General features: G+C 60.7%; 18 protein-coding genes. 5 read left to right on the top strand and 13 right to left on the bottom strand.

The annotated features are described in order from the left end of the window. Window position 1: 1 nt before the first annotated feature. From FHT87_RS04580 to FHT87_RS04545, 8 genes are all read right to left on the bottom strand, one after another. Window positions 2-1135, bottom strand: a complete 1134-nt coding sequence (locus FHT87_RS04580; RefSeq protein ID WP_183799825.1) for a glycosyltransferase — start codon at window positions 1133-1135, stop codon at window positions 2-4. Next, complete coding sequence (locus tag FHT87_RS04575; RefSeq protein ID WP_183799823.1) at window positions 1132-2379, bottom strand: glycosyltransferase; 1248 nt, start codon at window positions 2377-2379, stop codon at window positions 1132-1134. The genes FHT87_RS04580 and FHT87_RS04575 overlap by 4 nt, the downstream gene beginning before the upstream one ends. Window positions 2380-2390: 11 nt before the next feature. Beyond that, window positions 2391-3599 (bottom strand): glycosyltransferase family protein, encoded by a 1209-nt coding sequence (locus FHT87_RS04570; RefSeq protein WP_183799821.1) that lies wholly within the window; start codon window positions 3597-3599, stop codon window positions 2391-2393. A 95-nt stretch (window positions 3600-3694) separates the two neighbouring features. Beyond that, complete coding sequence (locus FHT87_RS04565) at window positions 3695-4870, bottom strand: ABC transporter permease (RefSeq protein WP_183725820.1); 1176 nt, start codon at window positions 4868-4870, stop codon at window positions 3695-3697. Further along, complete coding sequence (locus FHT87_RS04560; RefSeq protein ID WP_183725818.1) at window positions 4870-5868, bottom strand: ABC transporter permease; 999 nt, start codon at window positions 5866-5868, stop codon at window positions 4870-4872. The genes FHT87_RS04565 and FHT87_RS04560 overlap by 1 nt, the downstream gene beginning before the upstream one ends. A gap of 3 nt (window positions 5869-5871) precedes the next feature. Beyond that, window positions 5872-7776: an ABC transporter substrate-binding protein gene (locus tag FHT87_RS04555; protein ID WP_183725817.1), complete on the bottom strand. Its 1905-nt coding sequence runs from the start codon at window positions 7774-7776 to the stop codon at window positions 5872-5874. After that, entirely contained in the window at window positions 7776-9665 is a 1890-nt protein-coding gene (locus tag FHT87_RS04550; protein WP_183725815.1) for an ABC transporter ATP-binding protein, read from the bottom strand. Before FHT87_RS04550 ends, FHT87_RS04555 begins: the two co-directional genes overlap by 1 nt. Before the next feature lie 183 nt (window positions 9666-9848). Beyond that, on the bottom strand, window positions 9849-11189 hold the full coding sequence (locus FHT87_RS04545) for an adenylate/guanylate cyclase domain-containing protein (RefSeq protein ID WP_183725813.1): 1341 nt from the start codon (window positions 11187-11189) through the stop codon (window positions 9849-9851). Window positions 11190-11607: 418 nt separating this feature from the next. Here FHT87_RS04545 and FHT87_RS04540 point away from each other — a divergent pair, with 418 nt between their 5' ends. After that, a complete protein-coding gene (locus FHT87_RS04540; RefSeq protein ID WP_183799818.1) occupies window positions 11608-12957 on the top strand; it encodes a nucleotide sugar dehydrogenase in 1350 nt (449 codons plus the stop codon). Here FHT87_RS04540 and FHT87_RS04535 read toward each other — a convergent pair. Continuing rightward, window positions 12947-14122: a DUF3095 domain-containing protein gene (locus FHT87_RS04535; protein ID WP_183799815.1), complete on the bottom strand. Its 1176-nt coding sequence runs from the start codon at window positions 14120-14122 to the stop codon at window positions 12947-12949. The genes FHT87_RS04540 and FHT87_RS04535 overlap by 11 nt on opposite strands. A gap of 121 nt (window positions 14123-14243) precedes the next feature. Here FHT87_RS04535 and FHT87_RS04530 point away from each other — a divergent pair, with 121 nt between their 5' ends. Beyond that, complete coding sequence (locus FHT87_RS04530) at window positions 14244-14723, top strand: class I SAM-dependent methyltransferase (protein ID WP_183799813.1); 480 nt, start codon at window positions 14244-14246, stop codon at window positions 14721-14723. A 7-nt stretch (window positions 14724-14730) separates the two neighbouring features. Here FHT87_RS04530 and FHT87_RS04525 read toward each other — a convergent pair whose 3' ends face one another. Next, the gene (locus FHT87_RS04525; RefSeq protein ID WP_183799810.1) at window positions 14731-15186 is read right to left on the bottom strand and encodes an Rrf2 family transcriptional regulator; all 456 of its coding nucleotides are present in this window, start codon (window positions 15184-15186) and stop codon (window positions 14731-14733) included. Window positions 15187-15322: 136 nt separating this feature from the next. On the opposite strand from FHT87_RS04525, the gene FHT87_RS04520 reads away from it, so the two are divergent. Beyond that, the gene (locus tag FHT87_RS04520) at window positions 15323-16228 is read left to right on the top strand and encodes an NAD(P)/FAD-dependent oxidoreductase (protein WP_183725803.1); all 906 of its coding nucleotides are present in this window, start codon (window positions 15323-15325) and stop codon (window positions 16226-16228) included. Window positions 16229-16295: 67 nt separating this feature from the next. On the opposite strand, the gene FHT87_RS04515 is transcribed toward FHT87_RS04520, so the two are convergent. After that, entirely contained in the window at window positions 16296-17174 is an 879-nt protein-coding gene (locus FHT87_RS04515; RefSeq protein ID WP_183799808.1) for an FkbM family methyltransferase, read from the bottom strand. Beyond that, on the bottom strand, window positions 17174-18889 hold the full coding sequence (locus tag FHT87_RS04510) for an adenylate/guanylate cyclase domain-containing protein (RefSeq protein WP_183799805.1): 1716 nt from the start codon (window positions 18887-18889) through the stop codon (window positions 17174-17176). The genes FHT87_RS04515 and FHT87_RS04510 overlap by 1 nt, the downstream gene beginning before the upstream one ends. Window positions 18890-19081: 192 nt before the next feature. On the opposite strand from FHT87_RS04510, the gene FHT87_RS04505 reads away from it, so the two are divergent. Further along, window positions 19082-20176 (top strand): glycosyltransferase family 4 protein, encoded by a 1095-nt coding sequence (locus tag FHT87_RS04505; protein WP_183799802.1) that lies wholly within the window; start codon window positions 19082-19084, stop codon window positions 20174-20176. Beyond that, window positions 20166-20933 (top strand): polysaccharide deacetylase family protein, encoded by a 768-nt coding sequence (locus tag FHT87_RS04500; protein WP_183725795.1) that lies wholly within the window; start codon window positions 20166-20168, stop codon window positions 20931-20933. The genes FHT87_RS04505 and FHT87_RS04500 overlap by 11 nt, the downstream gene beginning before the upstream one ends. Here the strand turns inward: FHT87_RS04500 and FHT87_RS04495 are convergent. Then, the gene (locus tag FHT87_RS04495) at window positions 20915-21745 is read right to left on the bottom strand and encodes an MBL fold metallo-hydrolase (protein WP_183725793.1); all 831 of its coding nucleotides are present in this window, start codon (window positions 21743-21745) and stop codon (window positions 20915-20917) included. The two genes, FHT87_RS04500 and FHT87_RS04495, sit on opposite strands and share 19 nt — an antisense overlap. Window positions 21746-22105 lie beyond the last annotated feature (360 nt).

The raw sequence follows: 22105 nt of genomic DNA, 5'->3' as shown, positions 1-22105 counted from the left end.
TTCAGCCGATCATCGAGCGAATGATGGCTGCACTTTTTGCGGCTCCGTCGAGATCGAGGCGAACGGCCGGACGCGGCGGGGCGGCAAGTGCCCGTTCGACCGCAGCCTTGACGTCGTCGAGGGTCAGCCCCTTCTCCGGCAGGATTTCGGCAAGGCCTAGCGCCTGCAACCGTTCGGCGCGCACGGTCTGTTCCGTCTCACCCGCCGCCACGAAGGGGATGAGGATCGAGCGGCATTGGGTGCGCAAGAGATCTCCCACCGTGTTGTAGCCGGCCTGCGAGATAGAGACTTTCGCACCGCGCAGCAGCGAGGGGAAATCCTTGCGGAACCGTACCAGGGTGACATTGGCAGGCGCATCTTCCGACAATGCGGAAAAATCGGCTGCGGGAAGGTTGGGGCCGGTAATTAGCAGCCAGCGGATATCGGCAGGCAGAAGTGCGGCCGCATCGCGGACGGCGCGGATCAGTTCCAACCCGACGGCGCCGCCGCCCGCCGAAGCGATGATGTCGAATGTCTCGGATGGTTCCGGCGCCGGCGGTGGAGCGACAAGACCGGTATAGCGCAGCCGGTCGACTATATCGGCTGTCAGCGGAAAAGTATCTTCCAGACGCACGAAATCCGGATCGCCGTGAATGAGCACGGCGTCGAAATGGTCCCTGACCAGTTTGACGGTTTCCTCGTCGCGGCCGGGCTTGCGGTTTTCCTGCAGGATGTCGCGCACTGAGCTTAAGAGCTTCGGCCGTGGGTTGGCCTTTTCGATCGCATCGAGCAGGGGCAGCAGTTCGAAGCGCATCTGTCGGCGGCCGAAGGGGAAGGCCTCGATAATGACGACTTCGGGCTTCGCTTCCTCAAAGGCTTTCAGAAGCAGGTCGCGGCGTCTGGACAGAAATTCCTCGCCTGCCGCCTGCCCGTCGGCATCGGCAAGGCCGGAAAAGCCGACATTGCTGGCGACGACCGGCGGCAGTTCGATGGTCTTCACACCGTCGCCCGGAAAGCCCGGCACAGGCAGGCCGCCGGTGACGACGGTGACTTCGAAGCCGTCCTTTACCAACGCATTGGCGATGCGGCTGGCGCGCGCAATATGACCGATGCCGAGCAGATGCTGGACATAAAAGAAGATACGGGGAGCAGTCATGACGCTTTCTGCCATTCTGCCTCGAACAGGCCGCTCAGCTGACGGATGCTGGAATGGTAATCGAAATGGTCTCGCACGCGTTCCTCCGCCGCATCGCCCAGCCGTTTGCGCATATCGGGATTGCGGATCGCCGTCTCGAGCGCCTTTGCAAGGGCTGCCGGATCCTCCGGCGGCACGACCAGACCGTTCTCGCCGTCGCTCAGCAGTTCCGGCACGCCGGAGACATTGGTGGAGAGACAGACGAGCCGTTGGCTGGAAGCCTCGACCAGTACATTCGGCAGGCCGTCGCGGTCGCCATTGGCGGCTATGCGGCAGGCGAGCGCGAAGAGGTCGGCGCGGCGATAGTGATCGAGCACGTCTTCCTGCGCCAGCGCCCCCTTCCAGGTGATGCGTTCGGCAAGACCGAGTTCAGCGGCAAGCTTTTTCAGCTTGGAAAGCTCCTCGCCGCCGCCGATATGGTCCATGCGCCAGTTGAGCTCCTTCGGCAGCAGGGCAAGGGCGCGCAGCAGCACGTCGTAGCCCTTCTTTTCCACCGCCCGGCCGACGCTGAGGATGAAGACGGGGTCGGCGGGATCGCTGCCGTTGCGGTTTGAGCGCTCGCCTGAGAAATGGCCGAAGCGGGCGAGGTCGAGGCCATGATAGCTCAGATGTACCGCATCCTGGCGCCTCGTCAGCGCTTTCATATGCTCGTAGCCACTGCGGGTGCAGGTGACGGCCCACCGGGCACTTCCGAGCTTCTGGCCGAGGTCCCAGTCGGGTGAGGTCCAGATATCCTTGGCATGGGCCGAGCAGGTCCAGGGCGTGCCGGTCAGAATGCTCGCATATTCCGTCACGGAAGCGGGCGTATGGATAAAATGAGCGTGCAGCCACTCGCCGTTGTCAGGCCATTCGCGTGCCAGGACCAGCGCCTGGCCGAGCCGGCGGAAGCGATTGCGGGAGATGTCGCGCGGCAGATCGGCAAAGAAACGCTTCATCAGCGCGCCGAAGCCAGGTTTCGAAAAGCCGGCAAGAAGGCCCCTCAGCACGCGAATCGGCTCTTCATGCAGATATTCCGGAAGATAGACGACGCGCGCCTTGATCTCATCATGGACGGGATGACGCTTCTTGTCGGTCGGCCGGCGCATGGAAATCAGCGTCAGGTCGAAGCCGGCCTTTTCAAGGCCGAGCAGTTCCTGGGCGATGAAGGTTTCCGAAAGGCGGGGATAGCCTTTCAGCACGACGAGAATCTTGCGGCGTGGCGACAAAGGATGGCTCTTTATTCTGCGCCGACGAGGGAAAGATGGCGTCCTCGGCTGTCCAGCCATATGCCGACAGTGCGGGAAATATGATCCAGCCCCTCGAGGTGCATGTTGCAGCCGCTCCTTGATGGCGGCAACCGCGAGGGCAGGCGCTTCAGCGTTTCGGCCATGATCGCCGGGTCAGCAGATTGCACTGGCAGCAGCATATCGATGAGGCCGAGTTCGCTGGCGCGGCGGGCGCGCAGAAGCTGCTCCTCGCGCGGGGCGACGCGTGGGACGATGAGCGCCGGCTTGTCGAAGGAAAGGATCTCGCAATAGGTGTTGTAGCCACCCATAGCGACGACGGCAGTGGCGCCGTCGATCAATTCCTCCATGTGATTGTCGAATTCGATCACCTCGATATAGGGGATCTTCTCCCCTTTTTTGACCAGCTTTGCACGTTCGGCCGCCGGCATATACGGACCAAGTACGACAAGCGCCTTCTGCGTCAGCGTCTCGTCGGCCTCATAGGCATTCATCACGTCGTGAACGAGATCGGAGCCGTCACCGCCGCCGCCTGTCGTCACCAGGATATAGTCGTCCTTGCGGGCATTCAGCGAGTTCTTGCCCTTGGAGACGCTGCGCTGCAGGAAGCCGACGAAATCCATCTTGCGGCGAACGCCGGCGGGTACGTCGAGGCCGACAAGCGGATCGTAGAAGTCCGGCGGCCCATAGACCCAGATGCTGTCGTAATACTGGTCGATCTTCTGCATGATGCTGTTTCTCTTCCACTCGGCTTCAAGCAGATGCGGTGCGTCCATGATCTCGCGCAGACCGAGCACCAGAGTGGTGCCGCGCGCTTTCAGATAGGCAAGCGTTTCCTCGATCTCGCCCTTCAGGCCCATCGGCTCCTTGTCGACGATGAAGATATCGGGTTCGAAGGTCTCGGCGGTGTGACGAATGCTCGACTCGCGCATCTTCAGCGTATCCTGAAGATCGATGTGGCTGGCCAACGAGGTATATTCACCGTTGCGAAGCTTGATGACGCTCGGGATCTTCACGAAGTCGACGCGGGCACGATAATCGAAGGCGCCGGCAATCGTCGCGCCCGAGATGATCAAGATGTTCAGGCCGCGATAATCCTCGACGAGGGCATGGGCGATCGTGCGACAACGGCGCAAATGGCCGAGGCCGAATGTATCGTGGCTGTACATGAGGATGCGTGCATCTTCGAGGCGTCTGGCCATGGGTGTGCCCTCTGAGGTGGACGACATACTTCTACCACCCCCGCAAATCGGAGGCCACGAGGCGGCGGACGCAAAGCAGCCCGTCGAACTCGACGCTATTTGTAGGGATCTGCCGCATCGCGCAAGCCATCTCCCAGAAAATTGAACGCCAAAATCACCAGTACAACCGGAACGATCGGGAACAGCAGCCACGGATAGAAGGCGATGACGCTTACGCTCTTGGCCTCCGTCAGCAGGATGCCCCAGCTGGTAATGGGTGGCCGCAGGCCGAGGCCGAGGAAGGAGAGCGCCGTCTCACCGAGGATCATACCCGGAATGGAAATGGTGGCGGATGCGATAAGATGCGACATGAAGCCGGGCACGAGATGCCGGCCGATGACACGCGGGGTGCTGGCACCCATGAGCTGGGCTGCCTGGACATAATCTTCCTCACGCAGCGCCAGAAGCTTGGAGCGTACGGCGCGGGCAAGGCCCGTCCAGTCGATGATGCCAAGAATGACGGTGATGCCGAAATAGATGACGATCGGGCTCCATGTCACCGGCATGATGGCGGCGAGCGCCATCCAGAGCGGCAGGGAGGGCAGTGATTGTAGCACTTCGATCAGGCGCTGGACGATGAGGTCGAAGATGCCACCCCAATAACCAGCGAGGCCGCCGATGATGATACCGAGCACGAAACTGATGGAAATACCGATCAGCCCGATGGTGAGCGAGATGCGTGCGCCATAAAGGATGCGTGAAAGCACGTCACGGCCGAGACGGTCGGTGCCGAGCAGGAACATCTGTCCACCGATTGCCGGGCAGACGAGATGAAAGTCGGAAGCGACAAGGCCCCAGAGCTTGTAGTCATCGCCACGGCAGAAGAAGCGGATCGGCTGGATGTCGTTCTGGTTGTCGGTATAGAGACGGTGCAGCGTATCGATATCGAGCGTCATCTTCCGGCCATAGACGAAGGGGCCGACGAAATTGCCCTCGCTGTCGAAAAGACGGACGCGCTGCGGCGGCGAATGGATGAAATCGACGTTGCGGGTATGCAGCCCGTAAGGCGCCAGGAACTCGACGATAAGGATCATCAGGTAGACGGCGGCGAGGAAGATGCCGGATGCAAGCGCCAGCCTGTGGCGCTTGAACTTCCACCACATGAGCTGCTTCTGCGAGGCAAGGTGGATGCGCGACTGCGCTGATGTCATCGTCTCCGTTGCGATCGGATCGAACGGGGCGGTCGAAACATAATGCGGCAGCGGCGCACCGGGAGCGGGTAGGGGCGACATTATTTGGTGCTCCTGCCTTGCAGACGGATGCGGGGATCGAGGAAACCGAGCGCGATATCGGAAATCAGCACGCCGATGACGTTGAGGAAGGCGAGGAACATCAGGAACGAGCCGGCAAGATACATATCCTGGCTCTGCAGTGCCTTGATTAGCATCGGCCCGGTCGTCTCCAGCGACAGAACGATGGCGACGATCTCGGCGCCCGAAATAATCGACGGCAGGATCGAGCCGATATCGGCGACGAAGAAGTTGAGCGCCATACGGAGCGGATATTTGACCAGGGCGCGCACCGGATGCAGCCCTTTGGCGCGTGCCGTCGTCACATATTGCTTCTGCATCTCGTCGAGCAGGTTGGCGCGCAGGCGGCGAATCATGCCGGCGGTACCCGCCGTGCCGACGATGATGACCGGGATCCAGAGATGCGCGAGGATGGACCGCGCCTTAGCCCAGCTCATCGGCTCGTTCAGATATTGCTGGTCCATCAGATGGCCGATGGAAAGCCCGAACCAGACATTTGCGAAATACATCAGGATCAGCGCCAGCATGAAGTTGGGGATGGCGATGCCGAGCAGGCCGAGGAAGGTCAGGCCGTAATCGCCCCAGCTATATTGATGGGTTGCCGAATAGATGCCGATCGGGAAGGCAATCAGCCAGGTGAGAAGGATGGTCGTGAAGGAGACGAGGATCGTCAGCCACAATCGGTCGCCCACGACGTCGGAAACCGGCAGCTGATATTCGAAGGAATAGCCGAAATCGCCATGCAGCATGCCGCCGACCCAGAAGAAGTAGCGCACGATCCCCGGCTGGTCGAAGCCGTATTGATGGCGCAGCTCCTCGATTTCCTGCAGGTTTGCGGTCTCGCCCTGTGCGCGCAGTTCGGCGATCTGGCTTTCGAAGAAGTCACCCGGCGGCAGTTCGATGATGACGAAGACCAGCGCCGATATCACGAGCAGGGTCGGCACCATGGCGGCGATACGCCAGAGAATATAGCGGATCATCGCTCAGGCCTCCTTGAACCAGAAGGTATCAGGCATGTAGACGCCGAGGAAGGAGGTTGGATCGAAGCCGTAGAGCGCGTGCTCCGGCACATTCTGCATCTTGGCGGACATGAGGATCGGCTGCAGCGTGCTGTTGATGAGGCCGATCGAAAAGACCTGCTGGGTATAGAGGGACAGCATCTTGTGCCAGATAACCTCACGCTCTTCCGTCGTAGCACTTGCGCCCCACTGGTTCAGGAGATCCACAAGCTCGGCCGCCTCCGGCAGATCGGGCGCCTTGCCCTCCTGACCGGCCGAAAGATAGTACATGCCCCAGAGCGGCCATTGAAGCTGGTCATCCAGTGTAGGGGCTAGTCCATAAGGAGACATGTCGGCGGTCGGCACGCCGTTGTCCAGCCCGTACCAGATCGACATCATGATCGAGCCGCTCATGGCGCGATTGCGGAAGACGTCGCGCTGCGAGGTGCGGGTGAAGAGCGCCAGACCGATATCGGCCCAGTGATCGTGCACGAGTTCCAGAACGTCCGTGTCGAGATTGCTCTCGCCGGCTGTCTCGACGGTGATCTCGGCGCGGCGTCCATCAGGCAGCAGGCGGATGCCATCGCTGTCGCGCTTGTCGAGGCCGAGTTCGTCGAGCAGCTTGTTGGCCGTATCAGGGTCGAAATTCACATAGGCATCGGCATATTCCTGCTTGAAGAGCGGGCTTTCCGGCAGCACCGTGTCGGCACTCACCTTGCCGAGGCCGTAGAAGGCCACCATGTTGATCTCATGCCGGTTGATCGCCAGCGACAAGGCCCGGCGGAAGCGCACGTCGCGAAAAAGCGCGCGCCAGGCTTCGTCGGCGACATTGAGGTTCGGTAACAGTGTGATGCGCGAGCCGCGCGTCATCTTCCAGAGATCGACCTTCACCGGGAAGCGCTTTTCCGCCTCTTTCAGGAAGGTGTAGTCGTTGAAGTCGATGCCGGTCGCCTGCAGGTCGGATTCGCCCGCACCCGCCTTGGCGGCGATGATCGAGGAAGACGAGACGTTGAGGATGAAGCGGTCGAGATAGGGCAGTTGCATGCCGTTTTCGTCCACGCGGTGGAAGAACGGATTGCGCTCGAAGACGAACTGATCGGCCGGCGGAGCGGTGCGGTTTTTCCAGGGATCGAGCGTTGGCAGATCGGGATTGTTGGGCCGGGAAGCGAGGGCCATCTTGATGTGCAGATCGGCCCACTTCTTGGCGCGGTTCTTTTTCATCAGCTCCTCGAGCTTGACCTTGTCCTGGAAGCCCTTGTGGAACTGTTTCAAGTAATGGCCCGGGCCATAGATGACGAGCGGCAGGGGGCCGGCAAGCGCCGACAGGAAAACCGGGTTGGGCTTGTCCCAGCTATAGCGCACAGTCAACTCGTCGAGCACTTCGAAGCGCGGCAGGGAGCCATGTGGACGTAGCTCCAGCGCGCCGCCGCCGGGCGTCAGTTCCTTGTTGAGGATGACGTCTTCCCACCAGTATCGGAAGGCTTCGGCCGTGAAAGGATGCCCGTCAGACCATCTGTGCCCGTCGCGCAGGTAGAAGGTAAAGACCGTGTCATTCTCCGAGGTGAAGTCACGAAGGATATCGGGCTGGAACTGCAACTTCGTGTCGTAGCCGACCAGCCGCGAATAGCCGTAGACGGTCATGTAGCGGATATCGCGCACACCGCCGATGATGGTGCGCACGTTGCCGCCATAGGTGCCGGGCACGCGGCCCATCTCCTTGAGATTGACGATACGCGGCTCAGTCGGAATGCGCTCAGCCATTGGCGGCAGGCTGCCGTCAGCGACCCTGGCCTTCAAAATTTCTGGCTCGGCGATCTGCTGTGCCCGGAGCACCGAAGGCGCGATAGCCGAACCGATCAGGCCGCCGAGAAAGATGCGGCGTGTCACCATCAGACCAGCTCCTTTGCGTCGGCGCCCTTACGGGCGCGCACCAGATGGCCGCCGCCGAGGTCGGCAAAGGCGAGTTCGGAGGCATCGTCATGATCGGCCGTGAAGACGCCGCCCCAGTTCTGCTTGTCGGCTGCACCGTTTTCCTGCAGCGCTTTGAAGTCGAGCGGCCGGTCGAGGTCCGGGAAGGGAACGGCGGCAAGCAGTGACTTCGTATAGGGGTGAACCGGGTTGCGCAGGATGATCTCGCGCGGCGCGATCTCGACGATGCGTCCCTTGCACATGACGGCGATGCGATCGGCCATATAATCCACAACGGCGAGGTTGTGCGAGATGAAGAGATAAGTGAGCCCGAGTTCCTTCTGGAGGTCTTTCAAGAGATTGAGGATCTGTGCCTGAACCGAGACGTCGAGGGCCGAGACCGGTTCGTCGAGGATGATGAGCTTGGGACCGAGGGCGAGCGCGCGGGCAATGCCGATGCGCTGGCGCTGGCCGCCGGAGAAGCTGTGCGGATAGCGGTTGAGATAGCGCCGATCGAGGCCGATCGCGCCCATCAGCGCCTCGACCTTCTGCTTGCGCTCGGCGCTGTTGCCACGGTCGTGAATCTCAAGAGGCTCGCTCAGAATGTTGCGCACCGTCATGCGCGGCGAGAGCGAGGAGACAGGGTCCTGAAACACCATCTGGATCTTGGTGCGCAGGTCCTGCAGTTCCGAGCCCTTGACGGAGAGGACGTCGATGACGTCCTTGCCATCGTTGAAGAGGACCGAGCCGCCGTCCGGTGTCACTGCACGCATCAGGATCTTGCTGACCGTCGTCTTGCCGCAGCCGGATTCGCCGACCAGCCCCAGGCATTCGCCAAGGCGGATATCGAAGCTGACATCATCGACGGCGTGCACGATGGCCGCTTCCTGCCCGCCGAAGAAGCCGCGCTTGCGCGTCTTGTAGGTTTTGGAAAGATTGGCAACGGAAAGCAGCACGCCCGGCGCCTCCTTCTCGACCGACTTCTTCTTGCCGATCAGCGATTCCAGATTGACCGGTACCTCGCGCAGTGCCTTCAGCCGCTCGCCTGGCTTCATGTCGAAATGCGGAACCGCGGCCATCAAGGCCTTGAGATAGGGATGCTGCGGATTGCGGAAGATTGCCTCGACCGGGCCGGCCTCCATGATCTCGCCGTGATAGATCACCACCACTTCGTCAGCCATATTGGCGACGACACCGAGATCGTGGGTGATGAGCAGCATCGCCATGCCGAGCTTGGCCTGCAGGTCGCGCAGCAGTTCCAGGATCTGCGCCTGGATCGTCACGTCGAGCGCCGTCGTCGGCTCGTCGGCAATCAGCAGCGCCGGCTTGCAGATCAGCGCCATCGCGATCATGGCGCGCTGACGCATGCCGCCGGAAAGCTCGAACGGATACATGTCGTAGGTGCGCTTCGGATTGGAAAAACCGACGAGGCCGAGCATTTCCTCGGTGCGCTCGCGCGCTTCTTTCTTATCGGCGTCCGTGTGGATCAGAAGCACTTCGCTGATCTGGTTGCCGACCGTGTGGAGCGGCGAGAGCGACGTCATCGGCTCCTGGAAGATGGTCGCCATGCGGCGGCCGCGCAGGTCGCGCATCTCACCGCTATCGCGCGACAGCGCCACGATATCCGTCGCCTTGCCATCTAGCGGATCGGTAAACAGGATGCGACCACTTGCATGTGCCGGTGCCGGCAAGATGCCCATGATCGCCTGGCTGATGACGGATTTGCCGGAGCCGCTTTCGCCGACGAGGGCAGTCACTTTTCCCGGCAGGATGCGGAGATTGGCTTCCTTTACGACACGCAGCCGGTCGCCGAAAACGGAGAAGGCGACATCCAGATTCTCAACACGCAACAGATCGGCTGCAGACGCCATACCAATGAAATTCCCCAGTCTTTATGTGTTCCCGTTAAGGCACACTATCGTACCGTAAACGGGGTGTCCAGTTGATGACAGACATGGGAAAAAGCGGCACAGGGCGCCCATTTTACAGGCCGCTTGGTGCGAGGGTTCTCATATAGACGCAACGGCTAAAGCGGCTGCAATGTTCGCGCGTGGTTACTGAATGAATTTTTCGATCGGCGTGCGTTTTACCTGTTTCTTGTCGCGGTGAAGCATGATGACCTGTTCTGCTTCCGAAAGGCCGTTCTGAACGGCTTCGCGGAAGCCTTCGTCGACGTGAATGGCAGATGCCGGCGCGCGCGGTTGCAGCACCGTCACTTTCTGGCGGATGCCGCGCAGCTTTTCCTCGCCGAGCGTGATCCATTCGCCGCCGCAATAGCCGGCAAAGGCCTGGCTCGCGACGACCTCGCGGCTATATTTCTTCGTCAGTACCTGCAGGCGCTGCACCTCGTTCACCGCCGAACCGAAGGCAGAGAAGGTGAGGCGGTCCTTCAGGCCGACATTGCCGAACATGACGTTGCCGACATGTAGGCCGATGCCATAGCCGATCTTTGGAAGCCCCTTTGTCTCGCGATCCTTGTTGAGTTCGGCAACACGCGCCTGCGCGTGGTGTACGGCTGAAAGCGCTGCCTCGCAGGCGATCTTGGACGGGTCCTTGTGGCGGCCGCAGGGATAGACCGCGAGAAAGCCATCGCCGAGAAAGCTCAGGATTTCGCCGCCATTGCGGTTGAAGGGTGCGGCGATCGCGTCGAAGAACTGGTTGAGCGTATCGATATAGGCCTGCCGGCCCTCCTTCTCGGCATACATGGTCGATTCGCGCATGTCGGCCATCACGAGGGCCGCACGGATCGTTTCGCCGTCGCCACGGCGAACCTGCCCGTTCAGCACGCGTTTGCCGGCATCGCCTCCGAGATAGGTAGTCAGCATATTGTTGGCGAGCTTGGCAAGCACCGCCATCTTGGCGGCGACCGCCAGATGGTTCTGCATGCGCAGCAGCGCGTCGATCATGTCGTCGGAAAAACCGACCGGGCTGTCGGTCGACCATGAACCCATCATGCCCTGCACCGAGCCGTCACCGAACGGCTGCACGAAGGCGAGGTAATCGGTGATCTTTTCCTGCCGCAGATCCTCGAAAATCGGGAATTCATTCGGGCCTTCAGGCATGATACGGCGGCGGATATGCTGCAGATTGTTGTCGAGAAGATGGAAATAGGGGCTCTGCAGGAAACGATCCTGCTTCTGGCCGGCCGGCATCCGAAAGCCTTCGATGGTTACGCCGCTCGCGCGCTTCCAGGTGAAGCTCAGTGCGTCGTAGAGCGGATGCAGCATCGAGAAGGTCAGGTGCACGCGCGCGAGTGGCAGACCGGCGGCAGCAAGCCGCTCGCAGAAACCGCGCACGATGTTTTCAAGGTCGTCACCGGCCAGCGAAGAATTCGTCAGCCATTCAGCAACACGGTCCAACAAAATGGAGGATACGCTGGATTCGATCGTGCTCATTCTTGGTATTATCCTCATGTCGCACGTCCATCCTCAAAGACAAAAACAACCCGACCTGCCCATTCACGATGAGCAGATCGCAAAGAATTCAGGATGTACGAGCGGTATTATCGTGTCAACGATGTGCCGATGACCCGGCACTGACACCCGCCAGCTTCCGACCTCCTGGAAACGGGCGAGCAATCTTTGCAAAATGGTTCATTATCACTTGCCAAAATAGGCACGCCGGAAGTGCGAAACAATGGGATCCGGATTTTTTTGTGCGTCTCGGTTGTGGCACTGCTCGGACCGAACCATGTTCGCCACACCCCGCTGATGAATCCAAGCCGTGGCGCGGGCAGGCGCTGCGAAGGGGCCGGGTTTAATTTGCCGCGATCATGCATTAGATCAGCGTTCGGATTCACTTTTCGCAAGAGGCATGGCCTTGGACGCACGCTCTTCCACCTTCGAGACGCTTTCAAAGAAGATTGAGGCCCGCACGGCGCGCGCTGGCATTATCGGCCTTGGCTATGTCGGTTTGCCGTTGGCGATGGCTGTGGCACGCAGCGGCTTTACTGTGACCGGCTTTGATATCGACCCGAAGAAAATCGTCGCGCTGGATGCCCGCCGCTCCTATATCGATGCGGTGACGAATGAGGCGCTGACAGCCGAGATCGATGCGGGGCGTTTTTTCTCGACGACCGATTTCGCCGGCCTTGCGGATTGCGACGTGATCGTTATCTGCGTGCCGACGCCGCTCACCAAACATCGCGATCCCGATCTCTCCTTCGTGGAAGCGACGTCGCGGTCGATCGCCGCCCATCTGCGGCCGGGCCAGCTCATCGTGCTGGAATCGACCACCTATCCTGGCACCACCGATGATATCGTGAAGGTCATTCTCGAAGAGACCGGGCTGAAATCCGGTTCCGACTTCTTCGTCGGCTTCTCGCCGGAACGCGAGGACCCCGGCAACCAGCATTACCACACCGCTACCATCCCGAAGGTCGTTGCAGGCGACGGTGCAGAAGCCCTGTCGTTGATGAAATCCTTCTACGGGGCAGCCGTTTCGACCGTCGTTCCGGTCTCCTCCAATGCGACGGCGGAAGCGGTGAAGCTCACCGAAAACATCTTCCGCTCGGTCAACATCGCACTCGTCAACGAGCTGAAGACCGTTTACGCGGCAATGGGGATCGATGTCTGGGAGGTTATCGACGCTGCCAAGACCAAGCCGTTCGGTTATATGCCCTTCTATCCCGGTCCCGGTCTCGGCGGTCACTGCATTCCGATCGACCCCTTCTACCTCACCTGGAAGTCGCGAGAATACGAACTGCCGACCCGTTTCATCGAACTTGCCGGCGAGATCAATTCGGCGATGCCGCGCTATGTCGTCGGCAAACTGGCCGAGGCGCTGGATATCCGTGCCGGCAAGGCGCTCAGCCGCTCACGCGTCCTCGTGCTTGGCCTCGCTTACAAGAAGAACGTTGCCGATATCAGGGAAAGCCCGTCGCTGCGCCTGATCGAAATTATCGAGGAACGCGGCGGCAAGGCGGATTATCATGACCCCTTCGTCGCGGAGATTCCGCCGACCCGTGAATATCAGGCACTGAAGGGCCGGAAATCCATCGACCTGACGCCGGAAGTCGTTGCGGGATACGACGCGGTTCTCATCGCGACCGATCACGACATGATCGACTATGCGGCTCTTTCGAGGAGCGCCAAACTGATTGTCGATACCCGAAACGTCTTCAGCCGGCTCGGCCTTACTGCCGATCACGTTATCAAGGCGTAACGAGCGCGCCGGAAAGCTGCTTGCCGGTGATCTGGCTGGCAGCGACCGCATAACCGCCGGCGGCACCATCGATGAAGTGCATGTGGTCGCGCGACAGTGGCGTCGGCACGAAGCATGTCACCAGTGCCGATGATTGGCAGTGCAGGCCGTAGCGAGCCACGCCTCTTTCCTGCGCCTGCTTCAGCAGCGTCTCGATGCGGGCGAGATGGGCGGCATCCACGTCGATGGTCATCTTCAGTCCGTCGTCGAACTTTCGGAAATCCGAATTACCCGCGATGTCCCGCTTGTAGCGGCGCGCGTTGAAATGAGCGAAGGTGAGGCCGAATTTGTGCAGGAAAACGATCAAGCCGGTCTGCAGGAAGATGAACAGCTTTTGCCGCAGTCGTTTGCCTTTGGGCGCCGTCGCATTCACCTCGCGATTGATGCCACTCATTGAAAAAGCAAACTCCGGCCCATCTTCCGGCACCGGATGGCCATTGCGGTTCTGCTCGGCGGTGAGCGAAACGATGCCGGCGACGAGAGCCTGAAATTCCGGCCCCGGACCAGCTTCGCCCGGTACGGCGATGATCGAGACGATCTCGCCATTGCGGGCCTCGATCGGGCTCCAGCGACAGGAGAGGCCGGTCAGATCCGGCCGAGTGCCGGGCGCGGCCTTTTCGACGCCGTACCGGCCCATCTTCATGTTTTTTTCGGCCCAAAGCGTGCCGCCGCCGGAAAACATTGCATAGGTGACGTAAGGACTTGCCGAATAGCGAGCGACGCGTACATCGAGACCTTCCGCGCGAATATCGGCGATCGGCACGATGGCGATACGAAGATCGAGGTCAAGATCCTCCTTCACCCAGACCTGCGTCGCGGCAAGAGCCTTGCGTGCTTCCTTCTCAAGCGAAGCGGGCAAGGCGATCAACGCGCCGTCGCCGGCAAAGACGAAGGGATAGTCGCCCTTGCCAACGGCATTCAGCACCGCGGAAATGACGCTTGCGCCGGCCATGTTGACGTCCTTGTAGCGGCCGCCGGAAATCGCCTTCGTCGAGCCGACGATATCGGCCATCGCCAGCACCCACCCTTCGGGCAGCGGCTGGTAATTGCTCTCATCGGTCACGCCTTCGAAGTCGCTGAAAACAGGCACGTTGGCGAAGAATGCGTCGCTGGATATCTCGTTCATGGGGCCGAGTTTATCACAGACCCGTGTTGCCGCTGCAACGGCAATTTGCGGTTCCGGCAATCGACTTGCACCGCATCGATATGGTAGCACCGCTGACATATTTTATGACGGACAGGACAAGATGAGCCGCCTCGACAGCTTCATTCGCCGATTGTCGGCTCAACGCGATATTCTCAATGCCATCATCGATCTGGTGGAAGAGGTGGAGGGGCCGGTGCTCGAATTCGGCCTCGGCAATGGCCGCACCTACGACCATCTGCGCGAGCATTTTCCCGATCGCCGCATTATCGCCTTCGATTGGGAAATACGCTCCTATTCCGCCTCCACGCCGCCAGCCGAAAATATGGTGACGGGCAATATCCGCGACACCGGCCAGGCGTTCCTCGGGATCAATGCCGCGCTCGCCCATGCCGATATCGGCACCGGCCATGACGAGATCGATGCCGTGACGCTGACCTGGCTGCCGCAGCTGATGGCCGGCGTGCTTACCCATCACGGCATCGCCGTCAGCGGCCTGCCGCTGGAACATCCCGAACTTTTGCCTCTGCCTTTGCCCGGCGGCATCAAGGAAGGCCGGTATTTCCTCTACCGCAGGAAATGATCCGCGCTTATGAGGCGCAGGAATAGGACGCAGCCGAGAGCGCGGCATATTTTGCCTCGAAGTCGGCCGCGATTTCGTCCAGCGTCACGCTGCCCAATCGCCGCAGGAGCAGGGCCTGCGCCTCCTTCATCGCATCCTCGAGAGCAGCATTCACAGCCTGTTCCACAAGGCATTTCGGCTGGTCGTCGGCTGGGCCGATGGCGAAAAGATGCGGTTCGCCGATGGCGTTGTAGACATCGAGCAGCGTGATTTCCGACAACGGGCGCACCAGCGTCCAGCCCCCGCCATGCCCCTTTTCGGAACGGACATAGCCCTGTTCTCTAAGGCCGGCCATGGTGCGGCGGACGACGACGGGATTGGTGTTCAGCATCTTTGCAATCATTTCGGAGGTCGCCGAATGCTCATGCCGATCCATGTGGATCAGCACGTGCAGCATGCGTGAAAGGCGGCTGTCATTGCGCATGAAGTTCTATTCCCATCGATCGAATGGGCCATTATCACAAGCGGATCGTAACAAGACAAGTAACATGATGCTTGACTGCATCATTTCATGTAACTTATGTTGCTTCATGATTGAGGCGACGTCAAAGGAGAGGTCCATGTCATTCGAGGTCATCGTCATCGGCGGAAATTTCGCTGGCCTGTCCGCAGCCATGCAGCTTGCCCGGGCGCGACGCCGTGTTCTGCTGATCGATGCAGGCGCACCGCGCAATCGGTTTTCGCACGCGTCACATGGCTTCCTGGGCCAGGACGGCCAGACACCGGCGGCGATCATGCGGGAGGGAAAGCGGCAGCTTTCGCTTTATCCGACCATCACTATCCGCGACGGGGAAGTTGTTCAGGCGCGCGCCGATGGAGATGAATTCGTGATCGGCATCAAGGGTGGTGGCGAAGAAAGGGCCGCGCGCATCGTCCTGGCGACCGGTATCAGCGACTCACTGCCTGAGATCCCCGGCCTGCGGGATCGATGGGGCCGTTCCGTGCTGCACTGCCCTTATTGTCACGGTTATGAAGTGAGTGGCGGTGCACTTGGCGTTCTCGCAACCCTTCCGCTTTCAGCGCATGCGGCCATGCTGCTTCCCGACTGGGGAGAAACGACCTACTTCACCCAGGCCTTGTTCGAGCCCGATGAAGAGCAACTGGCGCGGATGACCGCGCGCGGTGTTCGGATCGAGCGCAGTCCTATCGTCGAATTATTGGGCGACAATCCGAAGCTTGAGGCCGTCCGCCTGACCGACGGCCGGGTCGTGCCGCTGGACGCCGTTTTTGTCGCAGCGAAAACGGCGATGGCAAGCCCGATTGCCGAGCAGCTTGGCTGTGCCTTCGACGACGGTCCGCTCGGGCCGGTCATCCGGACCGGCGATAACAAAGAGACGACCGTCAGAGGCGTCTTTGCCGCCGGCGATGCGGCAAGTGCCATGCACAACGCCACGCTCGCCTCCGCCTCAGGCGTCCTCGCCGGTGTACATTGCCATCAATCGCTGGTGATGCAGTCTGCACCGTAGCCTCTGGCGCCTGGAGCACGACGCCGAAAAGCGTGAGCGGTTTTCGGACGACATGCCCTTCTTCGGTCTAAGGCAGGAACAGCACGTCATATTGATCGAATTCGCCCGGCAGATCACGGACTTTCATCTCCTTCTCGCCGTCCTCGAAGACGACGAGACAATCCTCGTAGAAGCCGGCGAGCGTACGAATGAAGGCTTTCGTGCCCTCGGGGCCGTAAAAGAGCGGCGTGAATTCCATATAGAGAGGCGCGCGGCGGGCAAGCAGCGGCAGCATCGAGCGGCAGGCAACCGGCTCATACCCTTCGATGTCCATCCAGACGAGGCCGATGGCCGCTTGGTCGATGCCGAGTCTGTCGAGGATGCCGGTCACAGACCGCACCGGAACGGTGATCTTCCGGTCGCTGGCGCTCTGGCGGATGGCGCTGCTCTTGCCGTGATTGGCGCCGTTCAGGAAGAAGTCGATCTGGCCTTCACCTTCGCCGGCGGCGCAGTTGACGAGGCGCACCGTGTCGATAAGGCCGTTCTGGCGGATATTCTGTTCCAGAAGACGGAAATTGCGCGGGTCCGGCTCGACGCTGACGATTCCAGCAAATGCGCGGGCAAGCGCAAAATAGACTGTCTGTGTGCCGATATTGCCGCCGATCTCCAGCAGCATGCTGTCCTTTTTCAGCAGGCCGCGCTCGCGCAGGATCACGAGCAGCCGGTCGACGGCCTCGCGTTCGAAATGGCCCTTCCGGAAGACCTTGCGGCCGATATAGTCGGCAGGTGAAAAACTCATCAGGTGATCGCCGGCATCGACCGTCATCGAGGTGACGCGCGGCCCGATATTTTCGATCAGCAGCCGGCGGCCAAAGCGGGTATTGAAGAAACGCGTGGCCAGCGCATCGCGCGCCTTGCGCAAACGGCGCTTCCAATATTTGGCGGTAAGCCATGCCTGGCCGGACATTATTGTCTTTCCTTGAGCGGTTCAGCCGCTTTCTCTCTCGGAACGACATAGACTTTCAAGGGGAGTGCCCGGCCGCGCACATTGATTTCGCAGCTTTCGACCGTTTCCGGATCGATGCCGGCGCGCATCGCGACCGGCTCGGAAATGACGATAGCGGCATTGAGTTCCTTGGCCGCGGTTTCCAGGCGGCTTGCCACATTGACCGTATCGCCGACGGCAGTCAGGCTGCGCACACGCCCATAGCCCATCGTGCCGACCACGGCCGGGCCGGCATGGATGCCGATGACGATCTGCAGCGGCAGAGGCAGTTCGTCGGAAAGTTCGGCGGCGAGCTTCTCCACCTCGGCAACAATCGTGGTTGCGGCTGCTACCGCCTGCCGGCAGGCTTCCTCAGGCGTGGTGTTGAGGCCGAAGAGTGCCATAGCGCCGTCGCCGATGAATTTGTCGAGCCGTCCGCCGGCCTGTTCCACTGCCTTGCCGACGATCCCGAAATAGCGGTTGAGCAGGAAGACGACGTCGAAGGGCAGGCGGGTTTCGGTCAGCGTAGTGAAATGGCGCATGTCGCAGAAGAGCACGGCGATCTCGCGCTCGCGGCCGGGGCTGGTTTCCTGGCTGTTGGCGGGAAGGGCAGCCTCTGTCTGCGGCACGAGCAGCGGCGCGACGGTCAAGTCCTTATCCGGGCGGAGCTGACAGGCGAGGCGCACATCGGATGCCGCATTGATGCGCTTCAGCGTCGTCTGCTCCAGCTTGTCGGGCGGCGGCAGGGTCCAGTAATCGCCGAGGATCTGCACGCGGCAGGTGGAGCACTGGCCCTTGCCGCCGCAGACCGAATAGTGCGGCAGACCGCCAAGCCTGCTTGCTTCCAGCACGGTGAAGCCGCGGGGCACGCGCACCGTCTCGCCGCCGGGATAGTGAACCGCAACTTGGTTCGCCCGCTCTTTCAGCCTGCGGCGCGCCCGTGCCAGGATGACGAGGGCCAGCGTTGCGGAGAAGCTGCCGTAGAGCCCGGCGCGAATCGTCGCGATTTGCTCGCGCGCCTCGGGATCGTTGTAATAGCGGGTATTGATCGCTTCTTCGTAGTGGCCGGATTCTGACTCGATGTAGGAGGGATCGGACAGCGTGCGGCCCATCTCGACGAAACCGAGCAGCGCCAGCACCGGCAGAAGGATGGCGATCGCCAGAAGCAGCGATGAGGAATTGTCGTACCAGGGCCGATAGCGCAGCCAGAAATGTATGCCGATACAGCCGTGGATCCAGACGGCGAGCAGCGCGAAAGTCTGGCGCACGCCATTATCAGGGGCGTTGATCCAGAGCGTGCGAACGATCGTCTCGTAATTGTCGGTATAGCTGTAGAGTGCATGGACGATACGCGTACCGACGACATGGTCGATGAGCAGCAGCGGGATCAAAAGGCCGAGAACGATCTGTGCCATCTCGTTTTTCGGCATGACGAGGCTGCGGCGCATATAGAGCCCGCGCAGCACCAGCGTCATATGGACGAGGACCGCGCCGTAGAAGAGAATAGTGCCGACCGGATTGCGCCAGATCGCCAGAAACAGCCGGCGCGCATCATCAGCTGCCGTCAGCGAAACGAGTCCCAATGCATGGTTCGACATATGCAGGATGATGAAGACGAACAAGACAAGGCCGGAACCGAGCCTGGCCTTCCTGATCGTGCGCTCCGAAAAAACCCCTGTGGCCAAGACCGTCGTCATCAATTCCTGTTCTTGAAGCTCAAATCGCAAATGCACTAGAGAAGACGAAAAAGGGCGGAATTATCGTCTCGTCTAATCACGATCGCTTCGGTATGCCTGCCTGTATCGTTCAAGGATAGTGACAATAGCGGAAATTTTCGCTTACGGCGCGAGCGCCGATTGGAAACACACTGTCGTCAGCGGAGTGTCGCGATGCGGATCGCTTTCTACGCGCCGATGAAATCGCCTGATCATCCAGTGCCCTCAGGCGACCGGCTGATGGCGCGGCTGTTGATCCGGGCGCTGGGGATGGCTGGCCATTCTGTCGAGGTCGTGTCCGAATTCCGTGTCCATGCCGGCACGCCGGAGGCGGCGGCTGAGGTTCTGGCGAAGGCGGATGGCGAACTCGAGCGGCTGCGGCGCAAATGGCGGGAGGAGCCGAGGCCGGAACTCTGGTTCTGCTATCATCCCTATTACAAATCCCCCGATCTCCTCGGCCCCGCCATCGCGGAGCAATTCGCCATTCCCTATGTCACGGCCGAAGCCTCCTACTCGCGCAAACGTGATGGGCTGGGCTGGGCCTTCTTCCAGAAACCGGTGGGGGACGCGATCCGTCAGGCGGCGGTCAATATCGCCTTCACCGAACGCGACCGGAAAGGACTGGAAGACGTCTTTCCCGAAGCGCGTGTCGCCGGAATTAAGCCCTTCATCGACACAACGCTCTTCGAGGCGATAACGCCCGCCCCCAATCCGCAACGCTTGATGACCGTGGCCATGATGCGGGCCGGCGACAAGATGGAGAGCTACAAGATGCTCGCCACGGCACTCTCCATGATCGCGGAGCGTCCATGGACACTCGGCATCATCGGTGACGGTCCGCTGCGGGCTGAGGTAGAGGCCCTGTTTGCCGGCTTTGCGCCCGGCCGTATCGATTGGCTTGGCCAAAGGGAACCGGAAGAGATTGCCGTACTGTTGGCGAAGGGCAGCATCTATGTCTGGCCGGGTTGCGGCGAAGCCTATGGACTTGCCTATCTCGAAGCGCAGGCGGCGGGCCTTCCTGTTGTGGCGCTGAAGACCGCCGGCGTGCCTGCCGTGGTGGAGGCCGATATGACCGGCCTATTGACGCCTGATGGCGATATGAAAGCCTATGCGCGGGCCATTGCCGGACTGCTGGATGACCGGGGGCGCCGTGACGCCATGGCATCCGCGGCCCGTCGCTTCGTCATCGACGAGCGTTCGCTAGCCGGCGCGGCGAAAGAACTGGATTTGATCCTATGCAATCATGCAGGAGCTGCACATGATCGATAGCACCATCCACGAGCCATTGTATCGGGAACTGGAGCGCTGGCGCGCCGCTGGCCGCGTGGCGCGGCTTTGGCTGCGGGATGACGATGCGATCGAGCCGACGGCGGCGCTGGAGCGGCTGCTCTCCGAAACGAAAAGCTACGGCATCCCCGTCACGCTTGCGGTCATTCCGGCCTTTACCGACGCGCCGCTGGCTCAGCGGCTTGCGGGCGAAGCGCATGTCAGCGTGGCGGTTCACGGCTGGGCGCATCACAATCATGCCGGACCTGACGACAAGAAGCAGGAGCTCGGCGGAGCGCGTCTGGAAGAAACCATTCTCGGTGAACTCTACGAAGGCTTCCTGAAGCTGAAGGGTCTTTACCCGACACGCTTTCTAGCCATGCTGGTTCCGCCCTGGAACCGCATCGACAAGGGCCTCATTCCCAAGCTGCCGGCGCTCGGCTTTGAAGCCCTTTCGACTTACGGACGCGTCAAGGGAGAAAGCCCGCTCGCCATCGTCAATTCCCATGTCGACCTCATGGACTGGCACGGTACGCGCGGCGGCCGGCCCATGGCAGACCTGATCGGCGAACTGGTTGCCGAATTGCAGGACAGGTTCGAGGGCAGCAGCGAACCGATCGGCGTGCTCGCGCATCACTTGGTGCATGATGCGGCGGCGTGGGATTTCCTTGCCGAGCTCTTCGAGGCGACTTCGGGCCATCCCGCAGTAGAATGGGTCTCGGCAGCCGCGCTCGTACAGGATCAGATGTCGATGACCTGATTGTCACGGGCGGCAAAGGCACCGGCAAAGGCGGCCTGCGCCTGGCTTTCCATGACAGCGAGCTGTTCATCGGTGCGCGAGGGCGCATGATGGAACAGGGCGAAGCGCTTCGCGCCCGCCATTTTTGCAAGTTCGGTACCGTGCTGCCACGTGGAATGGCCAAACCCTTTGAAGCGCTGCATCTCGTCTTCATTATAGGTGCAGTCGTAGACGACGAGATCGGCGTCCTTCATCATCTCCAGCGCCACCGGATCGTAGCTACCCGGCGTGTGCTCGATGTCGTAGATCAGCGATATGATGCGCCCTTTCCAATGGATGCGATAGCCGATCGCACCGCCCGGATGGTTCAGCATATAGGTCTGCATCTCCACACCATCATGCGGGGTCAGTGTCTGGCCGGCATGGAAATCACGGAAATTCATCGTCGCCTGACAGATGTCGGTCTTCACAGGGAACCAGGGCGGGCTGATGAACTGCTCGACCATCTCGCGCGTGGTCATCTTGCCGTCCAGATGGCCGGACCAGATGTTGACGTTGATCGACGGGTAGTAGATCGCCTTGAAGAAGGGCAGGCCGATGATGTGATCATAGTGGCAGTGGCTGAAGAAGAGATCCACATCGTGGACTTCATCAGCAATGAGCGACAGGCCGGCTTCACGCAGGCCAGAGCCCGCGTCGAACAGCATCCGGTGCTGGCCGCAGCGGATTTCAATGCAGGAGGTGTTGCCTCCATAGCGGTCAAATTCCGGGCCTGACACGGGAATGCTCCCCCGTACGCCCCAAAATTTTACCTGAAACAGATCGTTACTCATCTTCCTTCAAACCAGCTTTCCCGCTTCGTCATCGTAGTCACCATCGATCCCGATGCGAAGCTGCAGAATTCCACGGGTTTGCCTATATCCCCTCGCACTCTTCCAACGGCTAGCCGAAGAAGAAGTAGATTTTCCTAAGCAATCGGCTTTTGGCTCAGAATGCAAGCCGGTATGGTTCGTTTTCTGTAAACGTTCCGGCGTGAGCGAGGTCGCGACATTTCCGCGGATCATGCATCTTAAATGGTTGCGCGCGACCGAAAATGCAAATCCGCCTGTTTTTGGCGATGCTAAAGCCGCGAAACGGCAAGGAAACCGCGTCGGAGATGGCCGGCAGCCGAAGCACGCTCGCGGCAGCGAAAG

The organism is Rhizobium sp. BK316 (genome assembly GCF_014193695.1).
Classification (GTDB): Bacteria; Pseudomonadota; Alphaproteobacteria; order Rhizobiales; family Rhizobiaceae; genus Rhizobium.
Note: the sequence above shows the minus strand (reverse complement) of the source record. Positions and strands in the feature narration are given on the sequence as shown.

Excerpts from the sequence above, each read along its gene's own strand:
- FHT87_RS04580 (WP_183799825.1), bottom strand. The coding sequence starts at position 1,135 with ATGACTGCTCCCCGTATCTTCTTTTATGTCCAGCATCTGCTCGGCATC.
- FHT87_RS04570 (WP_183799821.1), bottom strand. The coding sequence starts at position 3,599 with ATGGCCAGACGCCTCGAAGATGCACGCATCCTCATGTACAGCCACGAT.
- FHT87_RS04565 (WP_183725820.1), bottom strand. The coding sequence starts at position 4,870 with ATGTCGCCCCTACCCGCTCCCGGTGCGCCGCTGCCGCATTATGTTTCG.
- FHT87_RS04560 (WP_183725818.1), bottom strand. The coding sequence starts at position 5,868 with ATGATCCGCTATATTCTCTGGCGTATCGCCGCCATGGTGCCGACCCTG.
- FHT87_RS04555 (WP_183725817.1), bottom strand. The coding sequence starts at position 7,776 with ATGGTGACACGCCGCATCTTTCTCGGCGGCCTGATCGGTTCGGCTATC.
- FHT87_RS04550 (WP_183725815.1), bottom strand. The coding sequence starts at position 9,665 with ATGGCGTCTGCAGCCGATCTGTTGCGTGTTGAGAATCTGGATGTCGCC.
- FHT87_RS04545 (WP_183725813.1), bottom strand. The coding sequence starts at position 11,189 with ATGAGCACGATCGAATCCAGCGTATCCTCCATTTTGTTGGACCGTGTT.
- FHT87_RS04540 (WP_183799818.1), top strand. The coding sequence starts at position 11,608 with ATGGCCTTGGACGCACGCTCTTCCACCTTCGAGACGCTTTCAAAGAAG.
- FHT87_RS04535 (WP_183799815.1), bottom strand. The coding sequence starts at position 14,122 with ATGAACGAGATATCCAGCGACGCATTCTTCGCCAACGTGCCTGTTTTC.
- FHT87_RS04530 (WP_183799813.1), top strand. The coding sequence starts at position 14,244 with ATGAGCCGCCTCGACAGCTTCATTCGCCGATTGTCGGCTCAACGCGAT.
- FHT87_RS04525 (WP_183799810.1), bottom strand. The coding sequence starts at position 15,186 with ATGCGCAATGACAGCCGCCTTTCACGCATGCTGCACGTGCTGATCCAC.
- FHT87_RS04520 (WP_183725803.1), top strand. The coding sequence starts at position 15,323 with ATGTCATTCGAGGTCATCGTCATCGGCGGAAATTTCGCTGGCCTGTCC.
- FHT87_RS04515 (WP_183799808.1), bottom strand. The coding sequence starts at position 17,174 with ATGTCCGGCCAGGCATGGCTTACCGCCAAATATTGGAAGCGCCGTTTG.
- FHT87_RS04510 (WP_183799805.1), bottom strand. The coding sequence starts at position 18,889 with ATGACGACGGTCTTGGCCACAGGGGTTTTTTCGGAGCGCACGATCAGG.
- FHT87_RS04505 (WP_183799802.1), top strand. The coding sequence starts at position 19,082 with ATGCGGATCGCTTTCTACGCGCCGATGAAATCGCCTGATCATCCAGTG.
- FHT87_RS04500 (WP_183725795.1), top strand. The coding sequence starts at position 20,166 with ATGATCGATAGCACCATCCACGAGCCATTGTATCGGGAACTGGAGCGC.
- FHT87_RS04495 (WP_183725793.1), bottom strand. The coding sequence starts at position 21,745 with ATGAGTAACGATCTGTTTCAGGTAAAATTTTGGGGCGTACGGGGGAGC.